The following is a 22,827-nucleotide window of genomic DNA, read 5'->3' on the forward strand; positions in this document are numbered from 1 at the left end:
AAGAATTTAATCCTCTGCCCAGTGTTTTGGATCAATAGCGTCTCTTAAAGCTTCACCAAGAAGATTAAAAGATAATACCGTTAAAAATATGGCAACTCCTGGAAACAGACTCAGCCACCATGCAACAGTTATATAATCTTTCCCAACACTTAAAATTCCGCCCCAACTTGGCTCAGGTGGTTGAATTCCAAGTCCAAGAAAACTAAGTCCGCTTTCAATCAATATCGCTCCTCCTACTGAAAAAGTTGCAGCAACAATAACAGGATATATTGCATTAGGGAGAATATGCTTAAAAATAATTCTACCTGCACTTGCTCCAATTGCTCGTGCTGCAAGAACAAACTCTCTTTCCTTCAAGGACAGAACTTCAGCCCTTACAAGCCTCGCAACATCCATCCATCCTGTAAGTCCAATTACTACCATAATTATATAAATGCTTGGCTCCAGAACAGCTACCACAGCTAAAATTAAAAATAAAGTTGGAAATGCAAGCATCACATCAACAAGTCTCATTATAATTGTATCAATCCATCCTCCATAGTATCCTGCAATTGCACCGAGTATTGTCCCTGTAAATATAGCAATACCCATTGCAAGGAAGCCTACTTCAAGTGAAACCCTTGCTCCATAAACAACCCTTGAAAAAACATCCCTACCAAGCTCATCTGTTCCAAATGGATGTTCCTTTGAAGGCGGAGTAAGAACTTTGTAAACATTAATTTTATATGGGTCATATGGCGCAACATAAGAAGAAAAAATAGCAACAAAAAAAATAAAAAATATAAATGTTAATCCAGATAATGCAAGTTTATTTTTTAAAATCCTTTTCAAAACTATTTTAAACATCCCGTTTTACCCTGATTCTTGGATCAACAATAAAATAGGCAATGTCTGCAATAAGATTACCAATTAATGTCAATAATGCACCGATTATTAATATCCCCATTATTGTTGGATAATCCCTTGCCATAGCAGACGAATAAAAAAGTTGCCCCATCCCAGGAATAGAAAAAATACTTTCAAAAATAACACTTCCTCCAATAAGTCCAGGAATTGCAAGTCCTAAAAGTGTTACAACAGGTAAAAGAGCGTTTCTTAACGCATACCTGATAATAACAACTCTCTCAGGAAGCCCTTTAGACCTCGCTGTTCGAATATAATCCTGTCGCAACACTTCAAGCATACTTGAACGAGTATATCTTGACATCCCTGCAAGTCCTGCAAAAGACATGATTGTAACAGGCAAGATAAGATGTTTTATCCAGTCAACTAATCTTTCATGAAATGGCATTGTTTCTGCACCAATACTCTGAATTCCAGATATTGGAAGCCATCCAAGATTTACACCAAAAACAATCATTGCAAGCAAAGCAAGCCAGAAAGTGGGAACAGAAAACCCTGTAAAAACAAAAACAGTTAATGCCCTGTCAAAAAGACTTCCTTGTTTCAATGCTGAGTAAACTCCAATAGGAATTGCTATGATAAGAATAAGTAAAAGGGAAAATAAATTAAGAGTTACTGTAATGGGCAGTCTCTCTTTTATCTTATCTTTTACATTTCTTCCATCAACAAAACTTTTACCAAGATCTAATGTAACAACCATTTTAAGCCAGTTGAGATATCTTTCATGAATTGGTTTATCCAGTCCATAAAGCTTTTTAAGAGCTTCCACAGCTTCTGGAGAGGCTTTTGGAGACAATTCTTCCTGAAATGTAGCAGGTGAACCAGGTGCAAGATTTATCACAATGAAACATATAAGAGTGATACCAAAAAGAATCGGTATCATAAGAAGGAATCTTTTTATTAAATATGAAAGCATAGTTAAAATTTTACAACAAATGAAGTTTTAATAGAAACAGTTTACTAAATTTCATATATCTTTTTCATTTCATCTGTATATGTTCCATCATCATTATAAATAAACAAAGGAGGTTCAACTTTTAATGCTACCCTGCCCCCTTTTACTGCTTCAATAAGAACCATTTTAGCAGGAGAATCTTTTTTAGAGTGAACAAATCGAACTCTTTTTATTTCAAGATAATGTTTGCTCATTATCCTTACAATTTCTGTGAATCTTTCTGGCAGATGAATTATATAAAGACGACCATGATGTTTCAAAAGTTTCTGAGAAATTTTTGCAATATCAGTCACAGTAAGGCTTAGTTCATGTCTTGCAACAGCTTTTTTTTCTTGATTGCTAATTCTTCCAGTGCCCGGTTTTCTAAAAGGAGGATTTGATATAACAACATCAAATTCATGAAGAAAAGACTCTGAAGAAATTAAGTCCTTTGCATCCATACATGTAATTGTTATATTATTATTGACATTGTTTAGCTTTGCACTTTCCTGAGCAAGTTTTGCAAGCTCTGACTGTATCTCAATCATTGTAATATGAGATTCACTGTATTTTTTTGCAAGAATAATTCCAATTATTCCTGTTCCTGCACCAATATCAATAGCTTTATTAACTCTTTTTAAATTAACAAAATGAGCAAGAATTAAGGCATCTACACTAAAACGGTAACCTTCTTTAGGCTGGCAAATCTTGATACTTCCTATGGAGTCAACTGTATAATCCATATTTTAGAAAATTCTTTGGTATTTCTATTTCCGTTGATTATACCACAAAAATAAAAATTTTAACTTGAGGATTTTTTAATAACTCACAAAAAATCAATATAAACCTTAACAAGTGGATTTTATGCAAAAATTTGATTTTTTTGATATACTTTAAAATAATGAGACTATTTAGTAAAGAAAGAATTTCAAGTTGTTATTTCTTATCTTCAAGTAGAGTTGTATCTGAAAATCACGTCCAATATCTCCTTAAGAAGAATCTAAACTTGGAAAGTCATTATAAAAAAATGGATGATAAACTGAAATAATTGGAAATAAATAGGCTTACAATCTTTCAGTTGTCAAGGGATTGTAATTTTTTAAATGGTCTTAAAAAATAGTCAGGAGGAGTAAAAATGATTAACAGAGAAAAAATTGAAGAAGAAATAAGACAGGTTGCCTATGAACTTTATGTAAAAAGTGGATGCATTCCAGGAAGAGACCTTGATAACTGGCTTGAGGCAGAGAGAATTGTTTTAGCAAAATATGAAAGTGAAGAAATATCCGGGTGTTGTGAACCTGAGGCAGAAGAAAAACCCAAAAGAAAAAGAGGAAGTAAAAAAGGAGCTAAACCTAAATCTAAAGGTAGGAGTAAAAAATCGTGAAAGAAGCTTTATTTTATGAAAAGCTTTCTGATGGTAAACTAAAATGCGGTTTATGTAATCATCATTGCATAATCTCTCCTGATGCTCGGGGAATTTGTGGAGTAAGAGAAAATAGAGAAGGAATACTTTATAGTCTTGTTTACGGGAAAATAATTGCTTATCACATTGACCCAATTGAAAAGAAACCTCTTTTCCATTTCTATCCTGGTTCAGTTTCTTATTCAATCTCCACTGTAGGATGCAATTTTCGGTGTCTGCATTGCCAAAACTACGCAATTTCACAATATCCAAAGCTTTATAAAGACATTCCAGGTGAAGATTTTACTCCAGAAGATGTTGTAAAGGAAGCAAGAGCAAGTGGATGTAAGAGTATATCCTATACTTATACTGAACCCACGATATTCATTGAGTTTGCCTATGATTGTATGGTTCTTGCTCACAAAGAAGGAATAAAAAATGTTTTTGTAAGCAACGGTTATATGTCAAAGGAGGCTTTAAGATTCATTGCACCATATCTTGATGCAATCAATGTTGATTTAAAAGGGGATGATGATTTTTACAAAAAAATATGTGGAGCAAGAGTTGAGCCTGTAATGGAAAATATCAAACTATTAAAAGAACTTGGTGTTTGGGTTGAGGTGACTACTTTAATTATTCCAGAATTAAATGATTCTGAAGATTTTTTAAGAAAAACAGCTCAGTTTCTTGTATCAATTGATCCTGCAATTCCATGGCATGTAACTCAGTTTTATCCAACATATCAGCTTTTAGACAAACCAAGAACTCCTGTTGAAACTTTAAGAAAAGCGAGAGAAATAGGACTCAAGGAAGGATTAAAATTTGTTTATACAGGAAATATTCCAGGAGAAGGAGGAGAAAACAGTTACTGCCCAAATTGTAAAAATATTGTTATTGAAAGATTTGGATTTTTCATTAATAAAATAAACATAAAGGAATCTCGCTGTTTAAACTGCGGGACTCCTTTAGAGGGGATGGGACTACCTTAAAGTTTATAGTTAATTTTTCTAAGAAACTCTTTTCTATGCTGACGGTCTTCTTCTTTTTCAACTCCTTTAGGTGAAAAACCGTCAATTACTCCTAAAATTCCCCTGCCAAGCTCAGTTTCTGCTACTATTACTTCAAGAGGATTTGCTGTGGCGCAATAAATGTTACATACTTCCTGACACATTTTGATGGCATTCAATACACTTATGGGAAATGCTCCTTTCATGAGAATGCAGAAAACATGCCCTGCACCTATGTTTTGAAGGTTTTTAATGCATATTTGCCTTAACTCTTCATCATTTCCTTCAGAACGAATAAGGCATGGTCCTGAAGCCTCTGTAAAGGCAATTGCAAACTTTGCATGTGGTATATGAGTTGCTAAAATCTCATAAAGATCTTCAGCAGTCTTTATGAAATGAGTTTGCCCAAGTATTATATTGCATCCTTCAGGAATTTCAACTTTTATTGCTTTAAGTTCCATAAAATACCTCCCTTAACAGTCTTTTAATCAAATTATATCACAAATATTTTTTTCTTGAAAGCCAGTTTTGAAGTCTATCCATATAAAGATAAAAAACTGGCGTTACAAAAAGTGTAAGCATTTGTGAAAATAGCAAACCACCTACAACTGCAAGTCCAAGTGGTTGACGAACCTCTCCACCTGCTCCGATTCCAAGAGCAATTGGTAAAGCTCCAAAAAGTGCTGCCATTGTTGTCATCATAATAGGACGAAATCTTATAAGACAGGCATTATAAATTGCTTCATGAGCTTTCATATTTTCATTTCGCTGGGCATGAAGCGCGAAATCTATCATCATAATACCATTTTTCTTTACAAGTCCAATGAGCATTATTATTCCTACAAAGGAATAAATATTTAATTCAACTCCAAATACCAGTAAAGTCACCAATGCTCCAAAACCAGCAAAAGGAAGCGCTGAAAGAATTGTTATAGGATGAATAAAACTTTCATAAAGAATTCCTAAAACTATATAAACAACAAAAACTGCTACAATAAGTAAAAACCACAATCCCTGAAAAGACTCTTTAAAAGCCTGAGCTGCGCCCTGAAAGCTTGTCATTATAGTGTCCGGTAAAGTTGCTTTTGCAACTTTTTGAATCTCACTTAAAGCTTCACCAAGAGAAATATCAGGTTTAAGATTGAAAGATATTGTAACAGAAGGAAGTTGCCCTGTATGATTTACAGTTAATGGACCGATACTTTGTAATACTGTTGCAACAGAATTAAGAGGAACAAGCTCTCCCTTTGAAGAACGTATATAAAGCATTGAAAGCGCTGAAGGGTCTTTTTGATATTCTGGCTTAAGCTCAAGAATAACTTCGTACTGATTGTTAGGAGCATAAATTGTTGAAATCCATTTGCTTCCGAAAGCACCCCATAGAGCATTTTCTATCTGCTCTGCTGTAACTCCAATAGATTCAGCTTTGGCTCTGTCAATTTCTATATTTAACTGTGGAGTCTTTATCTGTAGATTTGATGAAACATCTTGAATTATAGGAATCTGTTTCATTTTACTTTCTAAGACCTGTGCATAGTAATAAAGCTCTTCAAGATTGCTTCCTGAAAGAGTAAACTGATAAAGAGCTTTTGTAAGTGTTCCACCTATTCTAATTGTAGGAGGATTTTGAGGATATACTTTAAGTCCTGGTATGGAATTCAGCTTTGGTCTAAGCTGATTAATCAATTTATCTACATGTGGCCTTTCAGAAATAGGTTTTAAATGCATGAACATTCTTGCAACATTTGGAGCAGGAGAAGCTGTACTAGGACCAACAGAAGTCATAAAGTCCTTAACAGCTGATTCCTTTAATATAAGATCTGCCAGCTGAAGTTGATGTCTTACCATCTCATCAAAAGATATGTCTTCCGATGCTTCTGTCATAACAAAAATTTGACTTTTATCTTCACTTGGTAGAAAACCTGCTGGTATTTTTACAAATATGTAAGCTGTAATTATTAAAATTACACCAGAACCGATCATCATTAACTTATGATGCTTCAAAGACCAGCTCAAGCTAATTTTATAAACATTTATCATCCATTCAAATCCTTTTTCTAAAGCCATATAAAGCTTACCATGTTTTTGATTTTGAACTCTCAGAAATCTGCTACACATCATTGGAGTAAGCGTAAGAGAGACTAATCCTGAAATAAGTATAGCAACAGATATTGTTACAGCAAACTCTTTAAAAAGTCTTCCCACAATTCCACCCATGAAAAGCACAGGGATGAAAACAGCAACAAGTGAAAGAGTCATGGAAAGAATCGTAAACCATATTTCCTTTGAACCATTTAAAGCTGCTTGAAAAGGTTTTTCTCCTTTTTCAATATGTCGGACAATATTTTCAAGCATAACAATAGCATCGTCAACCAGAAAACCAATTGAAAGAGTAAGTGCCATAAGAGAGAGATTGTCAAGACTATATCCAAGAAGATACATAACAGCAAATGTTCCAATTATTGAGATTGGTAAAGCAACAGAAGGAATCACTGTGGCTGAAAGTCTTCTTAAAAAGAGAAAAATAACAAGCACTACCAGAAAAACTGTAAATAACAATGTAAACTGTACATCTCTTACAGACTCTCTTATTGATTGGGAACGGTCATAAAGAAGATTCAAAGAAACACTTGCCGGTATCTGTCTTTTAAGTTCATCTACTTTCTTTTTAACATTATCTGCTACTTCAACAGTATTTGTTCCAGGTTGTCTGTATATTGCAAGAACCATTGCTCTTTGAAGTTTTCCACCACTTCCATACCATGCAGCAAGTTTATCATTTTCAACGCTATCAACAGCCTCTCCAATATCTTTAATTTTTACAGGAGAGCCTTCTTTACTTGCTATAATAAGTTCATTATAATGAGATGCATTAAAAAGTTGTCCTGTTGCTTCTATAGTAAATGCCTGATAATTACCATAAAGTGTACCTGTGGGAAGTTCTACATTTCCTTTTTTAATTGCCTGCTCAACTTCATCAATCCCAATCCCTTTACTTGCTATCAAATTAGGGTCAATTCTCACTCTAACAGCATATTTTTGAGCTCCGAATATCTGAACCTGTGCTACTCCATTTACCATAGAGATATTCTGCGCTAAAAGTGTATCAGCATATTCATGAAGTCTGTAAAGAGGCATCGTTGGAGAAGTAATTGCAAAATAGAGAATTGGCATATCAGCAGGATTAACTTTGTTATAAGTAGGAGGAGTTGGCATGTTTGAAGGTAGCTGTCTTGATGCTCTTGAAATAGCGGTTTGAACATCTTGCGCTGCTGCATCTATATCTCTGTTTAAGTCAAACTCAAGAGTTATCTGAGTTACTCCCTTTGCATTAATAGAGTTCATTGATTTTAATCCTGAAATTGTTGAAAACTCCCTTTCAAGCGGAGTTGCAACAGCTGATGCCATTGTTTCTGGTGAAGCACCAGGTAAATTTGCTGTAACAAGTATGGTCGGAAAATCAACATTTGGAAGTTCTGCAATAGGCAGATAACGGTATCCTACTAATCCGAAAACAATTATAGCCAACATTAAAAGAGTTGTCATTACAGGACGTTGGATAAAAATCTGGGAGAAGTTCATTTTACTTTTTAATCTCCACCCTTGCTCCAGGAATGAGTCTTAGTTGACCATCAACAACAATTGTTTCTCCAGAATTTAATCCTTTTTCTATTGTAACTTCATCACCAAACCTTAATCCTGGCTGAACTTCTCTTATCTCAGCGGTTTTGTCTTCTTTAACTACATAAACATACTGACCTTTCTGTCCTGTCTGAAGAGCTCTATAGGGAATTACTATTGCCTTATCTTTAATTCCAAGAGTTAAAACAACATTCACAAACTGCCCTGGCCAGAGAATTTTATCCCTATTTGCAAATTCAGCTTTAAGCTTAACTGTACCAGTTGCTGTGTCAACAGCATTGTCAATAAATACAACTCTACCCTCTTTAGAATAGTTTGCATCAACTCCCTTTACAATTGCTTCAGTTTTAAGCGATCCCTGGGACATTGCTTTTTTAATTCTGAAAAGCTCTTGCTCAGGCACTGAAAAACGAACATATATTGGAATTATCTGATTTATTGTCGCAATCTGAGTGTCATTTGCCTTTATCATATTACCTGGATGTACAAGTAAAGAACCAATTTTACCATCAATTGGTGAATAAATATAACAATAATTTAATTGAAGTCTTGCATTGTTAAGTATTGCTTCATCAGCTTTAACAGTAGCTTTTAGAGATTCATAGGTGGTTCTAATTTTCTCATACTGTTGTCTTGAAACAAGTTCTTCCTTTACAAGTTCATCATATCTTTCAAGGTCAGCTTTTGCAAACTCAAGTTGAGCTTTGTCTCTTAAAAGATTCGCCTCAGCCTGCCTTACTGCTTCTTCAAATGGTCTGGGATCAATCACAAAAAGAAGTTGACCTTTTTTAACCTCATCACCTTCTTTAAAATTTGTTCTGATTAGTTGTCCCTCAACCCTTGATTTAATTACAACTGAAGAGTATGCCTCTACATTTCCGATTGCTGTAATCTGAATTGGCACATCCTTAACCACTGATTGAGTAACAACAACTGGCACAGGAGGTGGCTGTTTTTGTTGAGATGATTTAGAACAAGAACAAAGCAAGAAAAAACATATAAATAATAAAAAAGCTTTAAATATATTCATTTTACCCCCTGTTAAATTGTCAGCATGTAAGCACTTACTAAAATAATAAAAAAAGAAAGAATTTGTCAATAATTTAGCATTTAAATCAAAAACAATGGAAGGATACCCAAGAAGGTAACACCTATAGTGCAAATTAAAATAGCAACTTCAAGTTCTCTTGAATAAATTGGTTCAGGTAATTTCACAGGCTCTTTCATATACATATACATTACGATTCTCAAATAGTAGTAAGCAGATATAACAGTAAAAATCACAGCAATAACTACAAGCCATGTAAAGCCTGCTTTAACTGCCTGAAGGAATATGTTGAATTTAACAATAAATCCTGCTGTGGGTGGAACGCCTGTAAGAGAAAACATAAATATTAACATCGCTATAGCAAGGGCAGGATGAAATTTATGAAGTCCTTTGTAATTTTCAATACTCTCTTCATTAAAAGCAATAACCATTGCAAAGGCGCCGATATTCATTAATGTATAAATAAACATATAAGCAACTACTGAATTAAAACCTGACTGGGTTCCTACGATCACTCCAATTATTATATAGCCTGCATGGGCTATGCTTGAATAGGCAAGCATTCTTTTTATGTTTTTCTGTATAAGAGCGAAGAAATTTCCAGTTGCCATTGTAGCAATAGAAAGCACGATAAGAAAATTGCTCCAGTCAATATAGTAATCTCTAAAAATTTCAACTAAAACCCTACCAAAAGCACCGAGAATTGCCACTTTTGGCAAAGTAGATATGAAAGCAGTTACAGGCGTTGGTGCTCCCTCATACACATCAGGAGCCCACATATGAAATGGTACAAGAGCTATTTTGAAACAAAGTCCAACTATAAAAAGTCCAAGTCCTATAAGAATCAATGGATTGTAATTTGAAATAACTTTTAAAATTAAAGAAAGTTCTGTTGTATTTGTTGCTCCATAAATAAAAGCAATTCCAAAAAGCATAATTGCTGAAGAAAATCCACCGAGCATGAAATATTTAACTGCGGCTTCATTTGACTTTACGTCATATCTTCTAATTCCGACTAACACATATATACTTAAAGACATGAGTTCAAATGATAAAAAAAAGCTAATTAACTCTCTTGCGGAGACAAGTAGCATCATACCAAGTGCAGAAAAGAGAATAAAAGCTATACTTTCATTAAACCGGATTAATTTTTCTTTCAAATATGAAGTTAAAACAAGCAAAGATATGATAGTTCCGATAATTATAATAAGTTTCAGATATATTGTTAAGAAGTCATTCAAAAACATTCCATTGAAAGCCTCACCTTCAAAAGAAGGAATAAAAAATGCAAAAATGACTAAAAATAAAACAGAACTCCATACTAAAACTTCATTTTTTAGTTTCAATAATCCAGCAAGCAAAATCAATGATGCAAAACCTGTAAGAGTTATCTCAGGTATTAGAGCTTCAACTTGCAAAGGAATCTGAGATATATTCATTTCATTGCCCCCACAGACTGTGTTACATGGTTAATAAGCTCTTTCACAGAGACATCCATAAAGCTTAATAAAGCATTTGGATAAAAACCGATCCAGAGCACAACCAAAACAAGAGGAAGCAGTGTAACAATCTCTCTTGAATTCAAATCACTATATCCATGTATATGCTGTAAAAATTCTGGATTTGTTTTTTCAAAGAAAACTCTCTGATATAGCCATAACATGTAAGCTGCTCCAATTATTAAGGCAGTAGCTGCCAGAATGCACATAAGTTTCCATGCTTTAAAAGTGCCAAGAAGTATCAAAAACTCACCAATAAATCCATTTGTTCCAGGAAGCCCAATTGAAGCAAGTGTAAAAATCATAAAGAATGCTGAATATGCAGGCATAACTGTAGCTACTCCTCCATAATGAGCAATCTGGCGCGTATGGGTTCTCTGATAAACAATTCCAATACATAAAAATAACGCCCCTGTAACAACTCCATGATTAAGCATCTGAATAATCCCACCCTGTATTCCCTGCTGGTTTAAAGCAAAAATTCCAAGTGTTACAAATCCCATATGGCTTACAGAGCTATAGGCAATAAGACGCTTAAGATCTTTCTGTATCAAACATATTAAAGCACCATATATAATTGCTATAACTGAAAGAATCATCATAAAAGGCTTCATTGCAAGAGTTGCTTCTGGAAACATTGGAAGATTAAATCTCAAAAATCCATAGGCTCCCATTTTAATGAGAACTCCTGCAAGTATTACACTTCCTGCTGTTGGAGCTTCAGTGTGTGCATCTGGAAGCCAGGTGTGCACAGGCCACATAGGCACTTTAACTGCAAAGGCTGCAAAGAAAGCCCAAAATAGCCAAAGTTGCATTTTATAAGGGTATGAATTTTTCATAAGTGATAGAATATCTGATGTTCCTGTATGAAAATAAAGAACCAGAATTCCAACAAGCATGAGAACGCTACCAATAAAAGTATATAAAAAGAACTTTATAGCTGAATAAATTCTTCTTGGACCACCCCATATTCCAATAATTAAATACATGGGAATAAGCATTGCCTCCCAAAAAATATAAAAGAGGAAAATATCAAGGCTCATAAATACGCCAATCATTGCAGAATGGGTAATAAGTAAAGCAGCATAAAACTCTTTAATCTTCCTATCTATCTCTTTCCATGAAACCGTTACACAGAGAATTGTAAGAAGACTACTTAACAGAATAAAAAGAATGCTTATTCCATCAACTCCAAGATAATATTTTATTCCCCACTCTGGAATCCACAGATGTTCTTCTTTAAACTGCATTTGTGATGTAGTTTTATTAAAAGATATATAAAGAGGAATGCTAAAAATGAACTCTACGATTGAAATTATAAGTGCTGAAAATTTTATTAACTCTTCTTTATCTCTTGGAATTATAGCAATCAGAGTTGCACCAGCTACAGGAAAGAAAATAAGAGTTGAAAGAATCGGAAACGACAAATTATTTGCAGCGATACCAGATACTAAAATAACACTGCCTACAAGAATAATAAGTAAAAACGAAATCAGAAGATACTTTTTAAGCTCAAAATTATTACTATTTCGGGCTATTACTTCCTCATGCATTTTTTAACCTCATATGTTGAGAATTATTAAAACAAAAATAATTATTCCAGCTATCATAAAAATTGCATACTGTTGAAGCTGACCTGTCTGGATAGGTCTTATCAATAAACCTGTTTTGTAAATAAGTTTAGGAATTCCGTTAACAATACCCTCTATTATTTTTATGTCTGCAAATCTCTCTATGAATTTTTCAGCAATCCATAAGGTTGGTTTTACAAAGAGAAAACTGTAAAGCTCATCTACATAGTATTTATTCCATAAAACTTTATAAACTCCTGAGAAAGTTTTTGCAAGTCTTGCAGAAACTGTAGATTTTACAATATATATATATCCGGCAATCAGTATTCCAGTTACACCAGCAATAATTGACATTGTCATTACAACTCTTTCCTGTTCATGAGGTGCGGCAAACACAGGTTTAGGAATAACTGGTTCAAGAAAATGAGGAATAGAAAAGTATCCAACAATAACTGAGCCAATTGCAAGGACTATTAGTGGAACTGTCATTATTGGAGGTGACTCATGAACATGTTTAAACTCCTCTGGTGTTCCTCTAAACTTCCCATGAAATGCAACAAATAAAATTCTAAATGTATAAAAAGCAGTCAAAGCTGCTGTAATTGTTCCAAGAAGCCAGATAAACTTTCCATAGGGTTTAGCAGAAGCAAAAGCAGCCCATAAAATCTCATCTTTACTAAAAAATCCTGAAAATCCAGGAATTCCTGCAATAGTAAGAGAGGCTATCAAAAAAGTAATATAGGTAATAGGCATTTTTTTTCTTAGTCCACCCATCTTGTATATATCAAGTTCACCAGCCATTGCGTGCATTACACTACCTGCTCCCATAAACAAAAGAGCCTTAAAGAAAGCATGAGTATACAAATGAAATATGCCTGCACCATATGCAGCCATTCCACAACCAATAAACATATATCCAATCTGGCTTATTGTTGAGTATGCGATAATTCTCTTCATATCTCTTTGTACAAGTGCTATGGTTGCAGCAAAAAAACTTGTCACAGCACCTGTTATTGCAACCACTGCGAGTGCTATCTCTGACATTCCATAAATAGGATTAAGCCTTGCAACCATAAACACCCCAGCAGTAACCATTGTAGCTGCATGAATAAGAGCACTCACAGGTGTTGGCCCTTCCATTGCATCAGGAAGCCAGACATGTAGAGGAATTTGAGCGGATTTTCCAACAGCGCCGCAGAACAGTAAAAGCGCTATAAGAGTTATTAAATCAATATTCCAGCCAAATATATTTAGTGTATGCCCCTGAAGTCCTGGAATTTTAGGAAAGATATCAGTATAGTTTAAAGCATATACATTTATAAACAGAAGGAATATTCCAAGTGCAAAACCAAAATCTCCTATTCTATTAACAATAAAAGCTTTTTTGCCTGCATCAGATGCTGTCTTTTTATGATACCAGAAGCCAATCAAAAAATAAGAGCAAAGTCCAACTGCTTCCCATCCGAAATAAAGCATGACAAGATTATTACCCATAACAAGCATAAGCATTGAAAATACAAAAAGATTAAGATAAGCAAAGTATCTTGGATATCCCGGATCTCCATGCATATATCCAACAGAGTAAATATGAATAAGCCATCCAACAAAACATACGACAAAAAGCATTACAGCAGTAAGCTGGTCAATAAGATATCCAAAACTTACTTTTAAATCATCAGACAGAATCCATGTATAGATGTTGTATTCAATAGTCTTTCCAGAGAAAACCTGAGCAATAGCAAACAACGCTACAACCAGTGAGCCCAGAATTGACAGCACACCAGCCCAACTTACTACCTTAGGTGATATAAATCTACCTATAAGAATGTTAAAAAGAAATCCTGCTAAAGGGAAAAGAAGTATTAATATATAGTACTTTTCCATCTTAACCCCTCAAATTAACAATCTCATCAGAGTGATTGATACCTGTATTTCTAACAAGCGCGAGAACAATTGCAAGTCCTATAACAGCTTCGCATGCAGCAACTGCTATTGAAAATAAAACAAAAATCTGTCCAGTAAGATTAGCATTATAATAACTAAATGAAGCAAAAGCAATATTAACAGCATTAAACATTATTTCAAGACACATAAGCATTACAAACAAATCTCTTCTTATTACAAAACCAATTAAACCTATACTGAACAAAGTAGCGCTCAATAATAAATACCAGCTAAGAGGTATCATTTCCCCTCCCTATCAAATGGGGTCTTTTTTGCAATAATAATTCCACCTATCATAGCAATCAGTAACACTAAGGAAAGTATTTCAAATGGCAAAAAATAATAAGAATATAAAAGCTTACCTAATGAATTTACATCAGATTTAATTAAAACATTCTCTGGTGATTTTACAGTTCCTAAGAAAATATATAAACCTGCCAGAAATAGAAAACCTGTAATCAATCCTGCAATAGAAAATTTTACAAATCTTTTATGCCTAAATTCTTCTTTTATATTCATAATCATTATGGCAAAAATAAACAGTGCCAAAACTCCTCCTACATAAACAATAATCTGAATAATCATTAAAAACTCAGCATTTAAAAAAAGAAAAATTGCTGCCACATGAAGAAGAAAAATCAGAAGGAAAAAAGCGCTATGAATAATATTCTTAGAAGCAATTACAGCAATACTTAAAATAGTAAGACTTATGAAAAAATATACGTAGAAAACTTGTTCAATTAGCGGATTCATCCGCTACCTCCTTCTTTATCTCAATAACTCTTTTAATTGGAATCGGCTTTTGTTCTCTTTTTGTCTTAGGCCATCTTGATGGATCAATTCCCGGTGGTTGCCAGAATTTATTAAAGTAAACATCACGTGTCCATTTACTGGCAAACTCATCCCAATTTTTGAGCAACTGTTCTTTATTGAAAATCAAATTATTTCTTGTGTACGATGAATATTCAAAATCTTCTGTCAACACCAAAGCGCAAACAGGACAGGCTTCTACACAATATGCACAGAATATACACCTTGAAGCATCAATAATATAATCTGTTACAACCATTTTATTCTCTGTTTTTTCTCTTTTAATATAAATGCATCTTGACGGACAAACTGTTGTACATCTCATACATCCTATGCATTTATCCTTATCTGTAAACGGATCTCTTACAAGAGCATGCCTACCCCTGAAACCATCATGAATTTTTCTTCTTTCAAATGGATACTGAATTGTTACAGGTTTGCTAAAAAGCATTTTCAATGTTAATAAAAGTCCTTTAAATATCTCAATTAGAAAAATCTTATTTATAATTTCGTTTAGTTTCATGCTACCTCACGAATAATACCTGAAAATTGAAGTAACTACTATGTTCAATAATGCTAAAGGAATTAAAATCTTCCATCCAATTGCCATGAGTTGATCATATCTGTATCTTGGAAGAGTTCCCCTGAGCCAAAAAAATAAAAATATATGGAAGTAAACCTTCAAAAGAAACCATACAATACCTGGAATAACTCCAAGTAAGGGTAGAGCCTTTATCAAAATTGGAGGGACTGTCCATCCTCCCCAGAAGCATATTGTTGCAAGTGCAGACATACAAAACATTGCAAGATATTCAGCAAGATAAAAAAGTGAAAATCTTATTCCAGAATACTCAACAAAGTATCCTGCTACAAGTTCTGTTTCTGCTTCAGGAAGGTCAAATGGTAATCTGTTGGTTTCTGCGAGCATGGCAACTACAAAAACAAAATATCCAATAATCTGAGGAAATAAAAACATTCCATACCAAAGTTCTGACTGCCTGTTAACAATCTCTGTTAAGTTAAAAGACTCAGCCATAAGAATAACTCCTACGAGACTTAATCCGAGAGCAACTTCATAGCTTATCATCTGAGCTGCTGAACGAAGACCACCCAAAAAGGCGTACTTTGAGTTTGATGCCCATCCTGAAAAAATAATTCCATATGTTCCAATTCCAGCTATACCAATAACATAAAGCAAGCCTACATTTATATCTGCAATAACCCAGTTTTTATCTACAGGAATCACGGCAAAAGTGCTTAAAGCTGCTGTTAAACTTATAAGCGGAGCTGTTCTGAAAACGATTCTATCCACTTTTATAGGAATAATATCTTCTTTAAAAATGAGTTTTACAACATCTGCAATTGGTTGAAGCAGTCCATGAGGACCAACAACCATAGGACCAAGCCTTAATTGAATATGTCCTATGATCTTTCTCTCTGCATAAGTAGCATAAGCAACATGAAGCATAAGAATTCCAAAATAAACCGCTGTTTTGACGATTGCTACAGCTATAACATAAATCGTGTCCATCACCTATCACATTCTCCTAAAACTATGTCAATTGAGCCAATATTTGCTATTACATCTGCAACTAATGAACCTTCGCAAAGTTTTGGCAATACTCCTGCATGAACAAAAGACGGAGCACGCACTCTCATTCTGTAAGGCTTTGAAGAATTATCACAAACAATATAAAACCCAAGTTCTCCACGAGGTGCTTCAACAGAAGCATAAACCTCGGTAAATTTCTGAATAAATTCCTGAATTTGCTTATCTTCAATGTACACATCAAAAATAATATCTTTTTTATCAATCTTTAGAGGAGACTCTGGCATTCTTATTCTTAAAGCATTTTCAGCAAGAATAGAACCATCAGGAAGTCTTTCAATACATTGTTTTATAATTTTTGCAGACTGTCTGAACTCAAGCATTCTGCATTTATATCTATCGTAAATATCCCCATTTTTACCAAGTGGGACTTCAAAATCTACTTTATCATAGGCATCATAAGGAAAAAACTTACGAACATCGTAGTAAACTCCTGAACCTCTGAGGGTTGGTCCTGTAAGTCCCCAGTTAATAGCTTCTTCAGCACTAATCACTCCAACCCCTTTTGTTCTTTTCAACCATACTCTATTACGGTCTATTAATGTTTCATACTCTTCAACTTTTCTGGGAAATTCCTCAATGAATTTATAAGTTTTATCAAGAAATTCATTATTTACATCACATCTCACTCCTCCAACTCTTGGATAACTAACTGTTAATCTTGCACCTGTTACCATTTCAAATAATTCAAGCAAATATTCTCTATCTCGCATAGCATAAAGGAAAACAGTCATCGCTCCTATATCAAGAGCATGTGTAGCAATCCAGACAAGATGGCTGCATATTCTTGCCATCTCTCCCATTATGGTTCTTATAAATTTTGCTCTTTCAGGAATTTGAATTCCCATAAGTTTTTCAACTGCCACGCAAAATCCTACATTGTTTACCATACTTGAAAGATAATCCATTCTGTCAGTAATAGGAAGAGATTGAACATAAGTTAAATCTTCAGAAAGTTTTTCTACTCCTCTATGTAAATAACCTATATAGGGAATGCATTTTTTTATTACTTCTCCTTCAAGTTCAAGAACAAGACGAAGAACTCCATGCGTTGCTGGATGCTGTGGTCCCATATTGACAGTGAGTTCTTTTACTGTTTTAATCTTATTTTGCATTTTCCTTCCAAGCTTTTGCACTCTCTTTTAGTTCCTTGTATATCCCCCATTCTTTATCTGCAAGTTCGCTTTTAACTGGATAGTCCTTTCTTAAAGGAAAACCATTCCAATCTTCAGGCATAAGGATTCTTCTAAGGTCTGGATGTCCTGTAAATTCTATTCCAAACATATCATAACACTCTCTTTCAAACCAGTTAGCTGTTGCCCATAAATCTGCTACTGAGTCTATACAACATCCCTGCTCTGGCACTTGTGCCTTTATTCTTATTCTGTGTTTATGTTTAATTGACATCAAATAATAAACAACATCAAAACGAGGTTCTCTAAAACCAAGATAATCAACTGCTGTAAGGTCAATAAGATAGTCAAACTCCAATTCTGGTGTATTTTTTAAATGTGAAAGAATATCTTTTATTTTTTCTTTTTTTACAACAATTGAACATTCGTCTCTAAAGCATATGAACCATAAAACTTCGTCAGAAAATTTGTCTCTAATCCTTTTTATTATCTCTACAGGATTCATAACTACACCTTCTCTGAGATTTATCAATTAAACAAACGCCTGAAAGACAGCCTGTTTTTTTATGAGGTTCAGTTTTTATTTTTTCTTGCAATTTTAATAATCCCTCTATTAAAGCTTCAGGTCTTGGTGGGCATCCCGGGATATAAACATCTACAGGTAAAATCTCATCTACTCCTTGAACAGTGCTGTAAGTATTAAAAATTCCACCGCTACAGGCGCAACTTCCCATTGCAATTACATATCTTGGCTCAGGCATTTGATGATAAAGATTAACTATAACAGGAGCCATCTTTTTTGTCACTGTTCCTGCAATTATCATTACATCTGCCTGTCTCGGAGTAGCTCTCATAATAATTCCAAATCTATCAAGGTCATAATGAGATGCAGCTGTTGCCATCATTTCAATTGCACAGCAGGCAAGTCCGAAAGTAAGGGGCCATAGAGAAGAACATCTTCCCCAACTTGCTATTTTATCAAGTTTTGTAATAATCGTATTTGCTGCTGGAACTATTTTAATCCCCTGTTCTATCTCTACAGGTTCTGTAACAGTATCAACAACATGAATCATTCCTTTCTCCAATTAAAAACATTTTTACCAATTGCGTAGAAATAACCGATGAGCAGAATAAAAATGAAAAGATACATTTCTATTAAACCATAAAGTCCAATTTTTTTATATACAACTGCCCAAGGATAAAGAAAAATAGTTTCAACATCAAAAATAACAAAAACTAATGCAACAATATAAAATTTAACATTAAATCTTTCCCATGTATCTTCCATAGAAGGAATTCCGCATTCATATGGCGTTAGCTTTAATGTGTAAGTTCTTTTTGGACGGAGTAATTTACTAAGAAAAAGCATGGAAAGCCCAATAATAATTGAAACAATTATTACTATCAAAACAGGCAGATATCTGTGTATTAAAGCATCTGATTCCATTTACCACCCTTAAAAGTGATAGCTGATATTATAACAAAAATAGATAAAAAAAAGAATGGCTCTCTGTAGAGACTACAGAGAGCCAGAAAGATTCTATTTGGCTTCCTTAGGAGCGAACAGTTCTTCTTCTTTTAAAAGTCTTTCCCAGTTTCTATCAATCATCTGCTGAATTTGATCAATAAGATGTTCTTTACCAGGTTCAAATAGGTGTTTAAATCTTCCCTGCGCCTTTAAGAAATCAACAATAGGTTTTTTTTCTTTTGGTTTGACTGTTATTTTTATAACTCCATTTTCCACTTCATAGAGTGGCCAGAAACAGGTTTCAACTGCTAATCGGCTAAGCAGAATAGCATCATCTGTTCTGGTTCTCCAACCTCTATTGCATGGTGTAAATACATTGATAAATTTAGGACCTGGTATCTCAAGTGCTTTCCTCACCTTTTTCATTAAATCGGGCCAATGGCTTGGTGATGCCTGCGCCACATAAGGCAGTCCATGAGCTGCCATAATTCTTGTTAAATCTTTCCTTTGTTGAGGTTTTCCGGGGATAACAGAACCTGCTGGACAGGTTGTTGTATCTGCAAAAGTTGGAGTAGCCCCAGAACGTTGAATTCCAGTGTTCATATATGCTTCATTGTCATAACATACATAAAGCATGTCATGTCCCCGTTCCATAGCACCTGAAAGGCTTTGAAATCCTATGTCATAAGTTCCACCATCACCAGATATAGCAATAAATTTAATATCTTTATCAATTTTCCCCTGCTTTTTTAAAGCTCTGTACATTGTCTCAACACCAGAAAGTGTTGCAGCAGCATTTTCAAAGGCATTATGTATCCAAGGAATCTTCCATGCAGTATATGTTGATATGCAAGATGAAACTTCAAGGCATCCTGTAGCAGATGCGGCAATAACAGGATAATCACAGGCTGCAAGAAGAATCATCTTGACAACTGTCGGTGCTGCACATCCTGCACAGAGACGATGACCTGATGTAAATCTTAATTCTTTTTTAGATAGTTCCTTTAAATTAAGTGGTGTTGCCATTTTACTCCCTCACTCCAATGTATTCTTTTAAAATTTTTATTTTTCCTGTTTTTGCAATCTTCTTTAACTCTTCAATTACCTCTGAAGCATGCTCTGGCATATAGTCTCTTCCACCAAGACCGTATATTCTGTTTATAAGTAAGGGCTTTTCAGAATAATTACATAAACTGGCTGCAATATCAAGATAAAGAGGTCCAAAAGAACCACCGAAAGCATCTGCTCTGTCAAGAACACATACTGCTTTTAAATGTTTAAGGGCTTTACCTACTTCTTCATATGGGAAGGGTCTAAAAAGTCTTGGTTTAAGAAGTCCAACCTTTATACCTCTATCTCTGTATTCATCTATTACATCTTTGGTGGTTCCTGCTGCGGAATTTAAAATAACAATTCCTATCTCCGCATCATCAAGCCTGTATGTTTCAAAAAGTCCATATTTTCTACCTGATATCTTTTCAAACTCCTTTGCAACTTTAAGTACAACTTTTGGAACATTTTTATAAACCTCTGAATGAGCTTTTCTTACCTCATGATATAAATCAGTAAGAATAAGCGGTCCGTAGCTTTTTGGATTATCAATATCTAAGAGAGGATAAAGAGGTTTATATTCTCCAACAAATTTTTTAACAGTTTCATCATCAAGATATTCAATTCTTTCTATTGAATGGCTTATTATAAAACCGTCATAACAAACCATTACTGGAAGTCTTATATCCATATCTTCAGCAATTCTGAATGCCTGAATTGTGTTATCATAGGCTTCTTGGGCATTTTCACTCCAAAGCTGAATCCATCCACTATCTCTTGCTCCCATTGCATCAGAATGATCACAGTGAATATTTATCGGTGCAGAAAGTGCCCTATTTACAACAGGCATAACAATTGGAAGCCTTAACCCAGAGGCAATAAAAAGAATCTCCCACATGAGTGCCAATCCTTGAGAAGATGTAGCTGTTGCAACTCTTCCACCTGCTGCAGCAGCTCCAACGCATGCACTCATAGCAGAATGTTCACTTTCAACAAGAATAAGCTCTGTTTTCACTTTTCCATCAGATACAAATGCAGCAAATCTCTGCATAAGCTCAGTCTGCGGTGTTATTGGATAGGCTGCGCATACATCAGGTTCTATCTGACGAAAGGCATTCGCAACTGCTTCATTTCCTGTAACTGCAACCACCTTTGTCATTATTTCACCTCCTCTTCCATTACAATTGCCTTATTACCTTTTTTACCAGGACACTCAAGAGCGCAGATTCCACATCCTTTGCAATAATCAAAATCAAAATCCTCTCTCTTTCCATCTTTAACCTTTACTGCATTATCAGGGCAATAAAGCCAGCAAAGAAGACATTGAATACAATTTTCCTCTATCCATCTTGGCTTAAAAGCTCTCCATGAACCTGTTTTAAATTTTAGAGCACTCCCTGGCTCAAGTATTACCATTCCTGGTGGTATTTTTTTCCATCCTATCATCCTTCTTTCACCTCCTCGTAACCTCTCTTTACTGCAAGAAGGTTACCATCAATTATTTTCTGTGAAAATTTTTTGCCGAAGCTCTTTTTCACATCCTCAAGCAGTGTTTCAAGATTAACCAAACCTGTTACTTTATTCAAAGCTCCTACCATGGGTGAGTTAGGCATAGGTCTACCAAAACAGTCAATAGCAATTTTTGTCGCATCAAGCACATAAAGTTTCTGTGTTGGTTTTAAATTAAGTTTTTTTCTTAATTCAGCAGCCTCTTTAGAAGAATTGATTATAAATTTAGCATCATCCTTTGCACCTTCTGTAACATCAATGCTTTCTATAAGAGTTGGATCAACAACAACTACTACATCTGGATTAGAGACAGGACAGTGCATTCTTAATTCTTTAGAACTTACTCTGTTGTATGCCCTAAGGGGTGCACCTGCTCTTTCAGGCCCATATTCAGGGAAAGCCTGAACATATCTACCACCACTCAGGCAGGCATCTGCAAAAACTTTTGCAGCAGTTACAGTTCCCTGCCCTCCCCTTCCATGCCATCTTATTTCTACCTTTTCCATAAAACACCTCTCAAAAAAGAGTTTTGCTTATTTTAACAAAAAAAAAAGAATTTTATCACGATGTATGGTTATTTGATTTTGTCATGTATTTATAAGACAAATAAATTATAATCAAAATAATAGCAACCACAATTAAAAAACCAACGATATATTCCATATACAACATACCTTTTTGCACACTTTCTAAAAATTTACCTCCGAGATATCCTGCGGTAATCATGATGGAAAGAACAACTGCTGAACCAAATGAATCAATCACTAAAAATTTTGTCATTGAAACCTTAGTAATTCCAGAAAGTAAAAAAACCTGAGTTCTAAAACCAATTAAAAGTCTTCCAAGTAACATTATAAGTGTGCTATGTCTTCTAAATTTCTTTTCAATTATCAAAAATTTGGCAGGAGATAAAATTTTTTCAAATCTCTGATTAGTCACTATTTTTCTACCAAATTTTCTTCCCGCCCAATAAAGCATAAAATCAGATAAAATAAGACCTGCATAGGAAATTAAAATTGCTGGAACAGGTTTGATAATACCAACTGATATTAATACTCCACAGGCAATGAGAATTAAGTCTTCAGGGAAGAAAGGAACACCAAGTCCACCAAGAATTAATAAAAAAAATAAGCCAAGATAAGAAAATTGCTCTATAATTGAGTAAGAATTCATTCTTATATAAAAAAACGGAGAGGCAGGGATTCGAACCCTGGGTGGAGCTTTTGACCCCACAACCGCTTAGCAGGCGGCTGCCTTCGACCGACTCGGCCACCTCTCCAAACTTTTTTAATAATAGC

The 22,827-nt window shown here is 34.6% G+C and carries 24 protein-coding genes and 1 tRNA gene; 2 read left to right on the plus strand and 23 right to left on the minus strand.

Annotation, left to right across the window (positions count from 1 at the left end):
• Nucleotides 1-6 precede the first annotated feature (6 nt).
• The 3 genes from opp4C to FLY87_RS06060 are packed head-to-tail and all read right to left on the minus strand — an operon-like array spanning nt 7 to nt 2,580.
• On the minus strand, nt 7-846 hold the full coding sequence (gene opp4C / locus FLY87_RS06050) for an oligopeptide ABC transporter permease (protein ID WP_012545272.1): 840 nt from the start codon (nt 844-846) through the stop codon (nt 7-9).
• Entirely contained in the window at nt 839-1,819 is a 981-nt protein-coding gene (locus FLY87_RS06055) for an ABC transporter permease (RefSeq protein ID WP_012546375.1), read from the minus strand. Before FLY87_RS06055 ends, opp4C begins: the two co-directional genes overlap by 8 nt.
• A 44-nt stretch (nt 1,820-1,863) precedes the next feature.
• A complete protein-coding gene (locus tag FLY87_RS06060; protein WP_012544975.1) occupies nt 1,864-2,580 on the minus strand; it encodes a tRNA1(Val) (adenine(37)-N6)-methyltransferase in 717 nt (238 codons plus the stop codon).
• A 392-nt stretch (nt 2,581-2,972) separates the two neighbouring features.
• Here FLY87_RS06060 and FLY87_RS06065 point away from each other — a divergent pair, with 392 nt between their 5' ends.
• Together FLY87_RS06065 and amrS are read left to right on the plus strand one after the other, a co-directional pair.
• The gene (locus tag FLY87_RS06065) at nt 2,973-3,221 is read left to right on the plus strand and encodes a DUF2934 domain-containing protein (protein WP_012545990.1); all 249 of its coding nucleotides are present in this window, start codon (nt 2,973-2,975) and stop codon (nt 3,219-3,221) included.
• On the plus strand, nt 3,218-4,228 hold the full coding sequence (gene amrS / locus FLY87_RS06070; protein WP_028842566.1) for an AmmeMemoRadiSam system radical SAM enzyme: 1,011 nt from the start codon (nt 3,218-3,220) through the stop codon (nt 4,226-4,228). Before FLY87_RS06065 ends, amrS begins: the two co-directional genes overlap by 4 nt.
• Here the strand turns inward: amrS and FLY87_RS06075 are convergent.
• The 20 genes from FLY87_RS06075 to FLY87_RS06170 form a co-directional block, all read right to left on the minus strand.
• Nucleotides 4,225-4,707, minus strand: a complete 483-nt coding sequence (locus FLY87_RS06075) for an adenosine-specific kinase (RefSeq protein ID WP_012545207.1) — start codon at nt 4,705-4,707, stop codon at nt 4,225-4,227. The two genes, amrS and FLY87_RS06075, sit on opposite strands and share 4 nt — an antisense overlap.
• A 37-nt stretch (nt 4,708-4,744) precedes the next feature.
• Nucleotides 4,745-7,828, minus strand: coding sequence for an efflux RND transporter permease subunit (locus FLY87_RS06080; RefSeq protein ID WP_028842565.1), 3,084 nt, complete (start codon nt 7,826-7,828; stop codon nt 4,745-4,747).
• 1 nt (nt 7,829) lies between these two features.
• The gene (locus FLY87_RS06085; protein ID WP_028842564.1) at nt 7,830-8,918 is read right to left on the minus strand and encodes an efflux RND transporter periplasmic adaptor subunit; all 1,089 of its coding nucleotides are present in this window, start codon (nt 8,916-8,918) and stop codon (nt 7,830-7,832) included.
• Nucleotides 8,919-8,998: 80 nt separating this feature from the next.
• The gene (locus FLY87_RS06090; protein ID WP_012545829.1) at nt 8,999-10,375 is read right to left on the minus strand and encodes an NADH-quinone oxidoreductase subunit N; all 1,377 of its coding nucleotides are present in this window, start codon (nt 10,373-10,375) and stop codon (nt 8,999-9,001) included.
• A complete protein-coding gene (locus FLY87_RS06095) occupies nt 10,372-11,988 on the minus strand; it encodes an NADH-quinone oxidoreductase subunit M (RefSeq protein ID WP_141266589.1) in 1,617 nt (538 codons plus the stop codon). Before FLY87_RS06095 ends, FLY87_RS06090 begins: the two co-directional genes overlap by 4 nt.
• Before the next feature lie 9 nt (nt 11,989-11,997).
• Complete coding sequence (gene nuoL, locus FLY87_RS06100; protein ID WP_012546379.1) at nt 11,998-13,890, minus strand: NADH-quinone oxidoreductase subunit L; 1,893 nt, start codon at nt 13,888-13,890, stop codon at nt 11,998-12,000.
• A 1-nt stretch (nt 13,891) separates the two neighbouring features.
• Nucleotides 13,892-14,194, minus strand: coding sequence for an NADH-quinone oxidoreductase subunit NuoK (gene nuoK / locus FLY87_RS06105; RefSeq protein ID WP_141266591.1), 303 nt, complete (start codon nt 14,192-14,194; stop codon nt 13,892-13,894).
• A complete protein-coding gene (locus tag FLY87_RS06110) occupies nt 14,191-14,703 on the minus strand; it encodes an NADH-quinone oxidoreductase subunit J (protein ID WP_141266593.1) in 513 nt (170 codons plus the stop codon). The genes nuoK and FLY87_RS06110 overlap by 4 nt, the downstream gene beginning before the upstream one ends.
• Entirely contained in the window at nt 14,687-15,283 is a 597-nt protein-coding gene (locus FLY87_RS06115; protein ID WP_012545900.1) for an NADH-quinone oxidoreductase subunit I, read from the minus strand. The genes FLY87_RS06110 and FLY87_RS06115 overlap by 17 nt, the downstream gene beginning before the upstream one ends.
• A 6-nt stretch (nt 15,284-15,289) precedes the next feature.
• A complete protein-coding gene (gene nuoH / locus FLY87_RS06120; protein WP_141266595.1) occupies nt 15,290-16,291 on the minus strand; it encodes an NADH-quinone oxidoreductase subunit NuoH in 1,002 nt (333 codons plus the stop codon).
• On the minus strand, nt 16,291-17,484 hold the full coding sequence (nuoD, locus tag FLY87_RS06125; RefSeq protein WP_012545955.1) for an NADH dehydrogenase (quinone) subunit D: 1,194 nt from the start codon (nt 17,482-17,484) through the stop codon (nt 16,291-16,293). The genes nuoH and nuoD overlap by 1 nt, the downstream gene beginning before the upstream one ends.
• The gene (locus FLY87_RS06130; protein WP_028842563.1) at nt 17,474-18,007 is read right to left on the minus strand and encodes an NADH-quinone oxidoreductase subunit C; all 534 of its coding nucleotides are present in this window, start codon (nt 18,005-18,007) and stop codon (nt 17,474-17,476) included. The genes nuoD and FLY87_RS06130 overlap by 11 nt, the downstream gene beginning before the upstream one ends.
• Nucleotides 17,976-18,575, minus strand: a complete 600-nt coding sequence (locus FLY87_RS06135) for an NADH-quinone oxidoreductase subunit B (RefSeq protein ID WP_028842562.1) — start codon at nt 18,573-18,575, stop codon at nt 17,976-17,978. Before FLY87_RS06135 ends, FLY87_RS06130 begins: the two co-directional genes overlap by 32 nt.
• A complete protein-coding gene (locus FLY87_RS06140; RefSeq protein WP_012545945.1) occupies nt 18,572-18,949 on the minus strand; it encodes an NADH-quinone oxidoreductase subunit A in 378 nt (125 codons plus the stop codon). The genes FLY87_RS06135 and FLY87_RS06140 overlap by 4 nt, the downstream gene beginning before the upstream one ends.
• A 93-nt stretch (nt 18,950-19,042) precedes the next feature.
• Entirely contained in the window at nt 19,043-19,996 is a 954-nt protein-coding gene (locus FLY87_RS06145) for a thiamine pyrophosphate-dependent enzyme (protein ID WP_012545618.1), read from the minus strand.
• Nucleotide 19,997: 1 nt separating this feature from the next.
• The gene (gene porA / locus FLY87_RS06150; RefSeq protein WP_028842561.1) at nt 19,998-21,179 is read right to left on the minus strand and encodes a pyruvate ferredoxin oxidoreductase; all 1,182 of its coding nucleotides are present in this window, start codon (nt 21,177-21,179) and stop codon (nt 19,998-20,000) included.
• Complete coding sequence (locus tag FLY87_RS06155; RefSeq protein WP_012546290.1) at nt 21,179-21,466, minus strand: 4Fe-4S binding protein; 288 nt, start codon at nt 21,464-21,466, stop codon at nt 21,179-21,181. Before FLY87_RS06155 ends, porA begins: the two co-directional genes overlap by 1 nt.
• Nucleotides 21,463-22,035, minus strand: a complete 573-nt coding sequence (locus FLY87_RS06160) for a 2-oxoacid:acceptor oxidoreductase family protein (RefSeq protein WP_012545865.1) — start codon at nt 22,033-22,035, stop codon at nt 21,463-21,465. The genes FLY87_RS06155 and FLY87_RS06160 overlap by 4 nt, the downstream gene beginning before the upstream one ends.
• A gap of 55 nt (nt 22,036-22,090) precedes the next feature.
• Nucleotides 22,091-22,702: a DedA family protein gene (locus FLY87_RS06165; RefSeq protein WP_141266597.1), complete on the minus strand. Its 612-nt coding sequence runs from the start codon at nt 22,700-22,702 to the stop codon at nt 22,091-22,093.
• 15 nt (nt 22,703-22,717) lie between these two features.
• Nucleotides 22,718-22,808 (minus strand) — tRNA-Ser (locus tag FLY87_RS06170).
• Nucleotides 22,809-22,827: the final 19 nt, after the last annotated feature.

The organism is Thermodesulfovibrio sp. Kuro-1 (assembly GCF_006538445.1).
Lineage (GTDB): Bacteria > Nitrospirota > Thermodesulfovibrionia > Thermodesulfovibrionales > Thermodesulfovibrionaceae > Thermodesulfovibrio > Thermodesulfovibrio yellowstonii.

Excerpts from the sequence above, each read along its gene's own strand:
- FLY87_RS06075 (WP_012545207.1), bottom strand. The coding sequence starts at position 4,707 with ATGGAACTTAAAGCAATAAAAGTTGAAATTCCTGAAGGATGCAATATA.
- FLY87_RS06140 (WP_012545945.1), bottom strand. The coding sequence starts at position 18,949 with ATGGAATCAGATGCTTTAATACACAGATATCTGCCTGTTTTGATAGTA.
- nuoK (WP_141266591.1), bottom strand. The coding sequence starts at position 14,194 with ATGATACCTCTTAGCTGGTATTTATTATTGAGCGCTACTTTGTTCAGT.
- FLY87_RS06115 (WP_012545900.1), bottom strand. The coding sequence starts at position 15,283 with ATGAAACTAAACGAAATTATAAATAAGATTTTTCTAATTGAGATATTT.
- FLY87_RS06095 (WP_141266589.1), bottom strand. The coding sequence starts at position 11,988 with ATGCATGAGGAAGTAATAGCCCGAAATAGTAATAATTTTGAGCTTAAA.
- FLY87_RS06090 (WP_012545829.1), bottom strand. The coding sequence starts at position 10,375 with ATGAATATATCTCAGATTCCTTTGCAAGTTGAAGCTCTAATACCTGAG.
- nuoL (WP_012546379.1), bottom strand. The coding sequence starts at position 13,890 with ATGGAAAAGTACTATATATTAATACTTCTTTTCCCTTTAGCAGGATTT.
- FLY87_RS06085 (WP_028842564.1), bottom strand. The coding sequence starts at position 8,918 with ATGAATATATTTAAAGCTTTTTTATTATTTATATGTTTTTTCTTGCTT.
- FLY87_RS06135 (WP_028842562.1), bottom strand. The coding sequence starts at position 18,575 with ATGATTCATGTTGTTGATACTGTTACAGAACCTGTAGAGATAGAACAG.
- FLY87_RS06145 (WP_012545618.1), bottom strand. The coding sequence starts at position 19,996 with ATGGCAACACCACTTAATTTAAAGGAACTATCTAAAAAAGAATTAAGA.
- FLY87_RS06055 (WP_012546375.1), bottom strand. The coding sequence starts at position 1,819 with ATGCTTTCATATTTAATAAAAAGATTCCTTCTTATGATACCGATTCTT.
- opp4C (WP_012545272.1), bottom strand. The coding sequence starts at position 846 with ATGTTTAAAATAGTTTTGAAAAGGATTTTAAAAAATAAACTTGCATTA.
- FLY87_RS06065 (WP_012545990.1), top strand. The coding sequence starts at position 2,973 with ATGATTAACAGAGAAAAAATTGAAGAAGAAATAAGACAGGTTGCCTAT.
- FLY87_RS06110 (WP_141266593.1), bottom strand. The coding sequence starts at position 14,703 with ATGAATCCGCTAATTGAACAAGTTTTCTACGTATATTTTTTCATAAGT.
- nuoH (WP_141266595.1), bottom strand. The coding sequence starts at position 16,291 with ATGGACACGATTTATGTTATAGCTGTAGCAATCGTCAAAACAGCGGTT.
- FLY87_RS06160 (WP_012545865.1), bottom strand. The coding sequence starts at position 22,035 with ATGGAAAAGGTAGAAATAAGATGGCATGGAAGGGGAGGGCAGGGAACT.
- FLY87_RS06060 (WP_012544975.1), bottom strand. The coding sequence starts at position 2,580 with ATGGATTATACAGTTGACTCCATAGGAAGTATCAAGATTTGCCAGCCT.
- nuoD (WP_012545955.1), bottom strand. The coding sequence starts at position 17,484 with ATGCAAAATAAGATTAAAACAGTAAAAGAACTCACTGTCAATATGGGA.
- porA (WP_028842561.1), bottom strand. The coding sequence starts at position 21,179 with ATGACAAAGGTGGTTGCAGTTACAGGAAATGAAGCAGTTGCGAATGCC.
- FLY87_RS06165 (WP_141266597.1), bottom strand. The coding sequence starts at position 22,702 with ATGAATTCTTACTCAATTATAGAGCAATTTTCTTATCTTGGCTTATTT.
- FLY87_RS06155 (WP_012546290.1), bottom strand. The coding sequence starts at position 21,466 with ATGATAGGATGGAAAAAAATACCACCAGGAATGGTAATACTTGAGCCA.
- FLY87_RS06130 (WP_028842563.1), bottom strand. The coding sequence starts at position 18,007 with ATGAATCCTGTAGAGATAATAAAAAGGATTAGAGACAAATTTTCTGAC.
- FLY87_RS06080 (WP_028842565.1), bottom strand. The coding sequence starts at position 7,828 with ATGAACTTCTCCCAGATTTTTATCCAACGTCCTGTAATGACAACTCTT.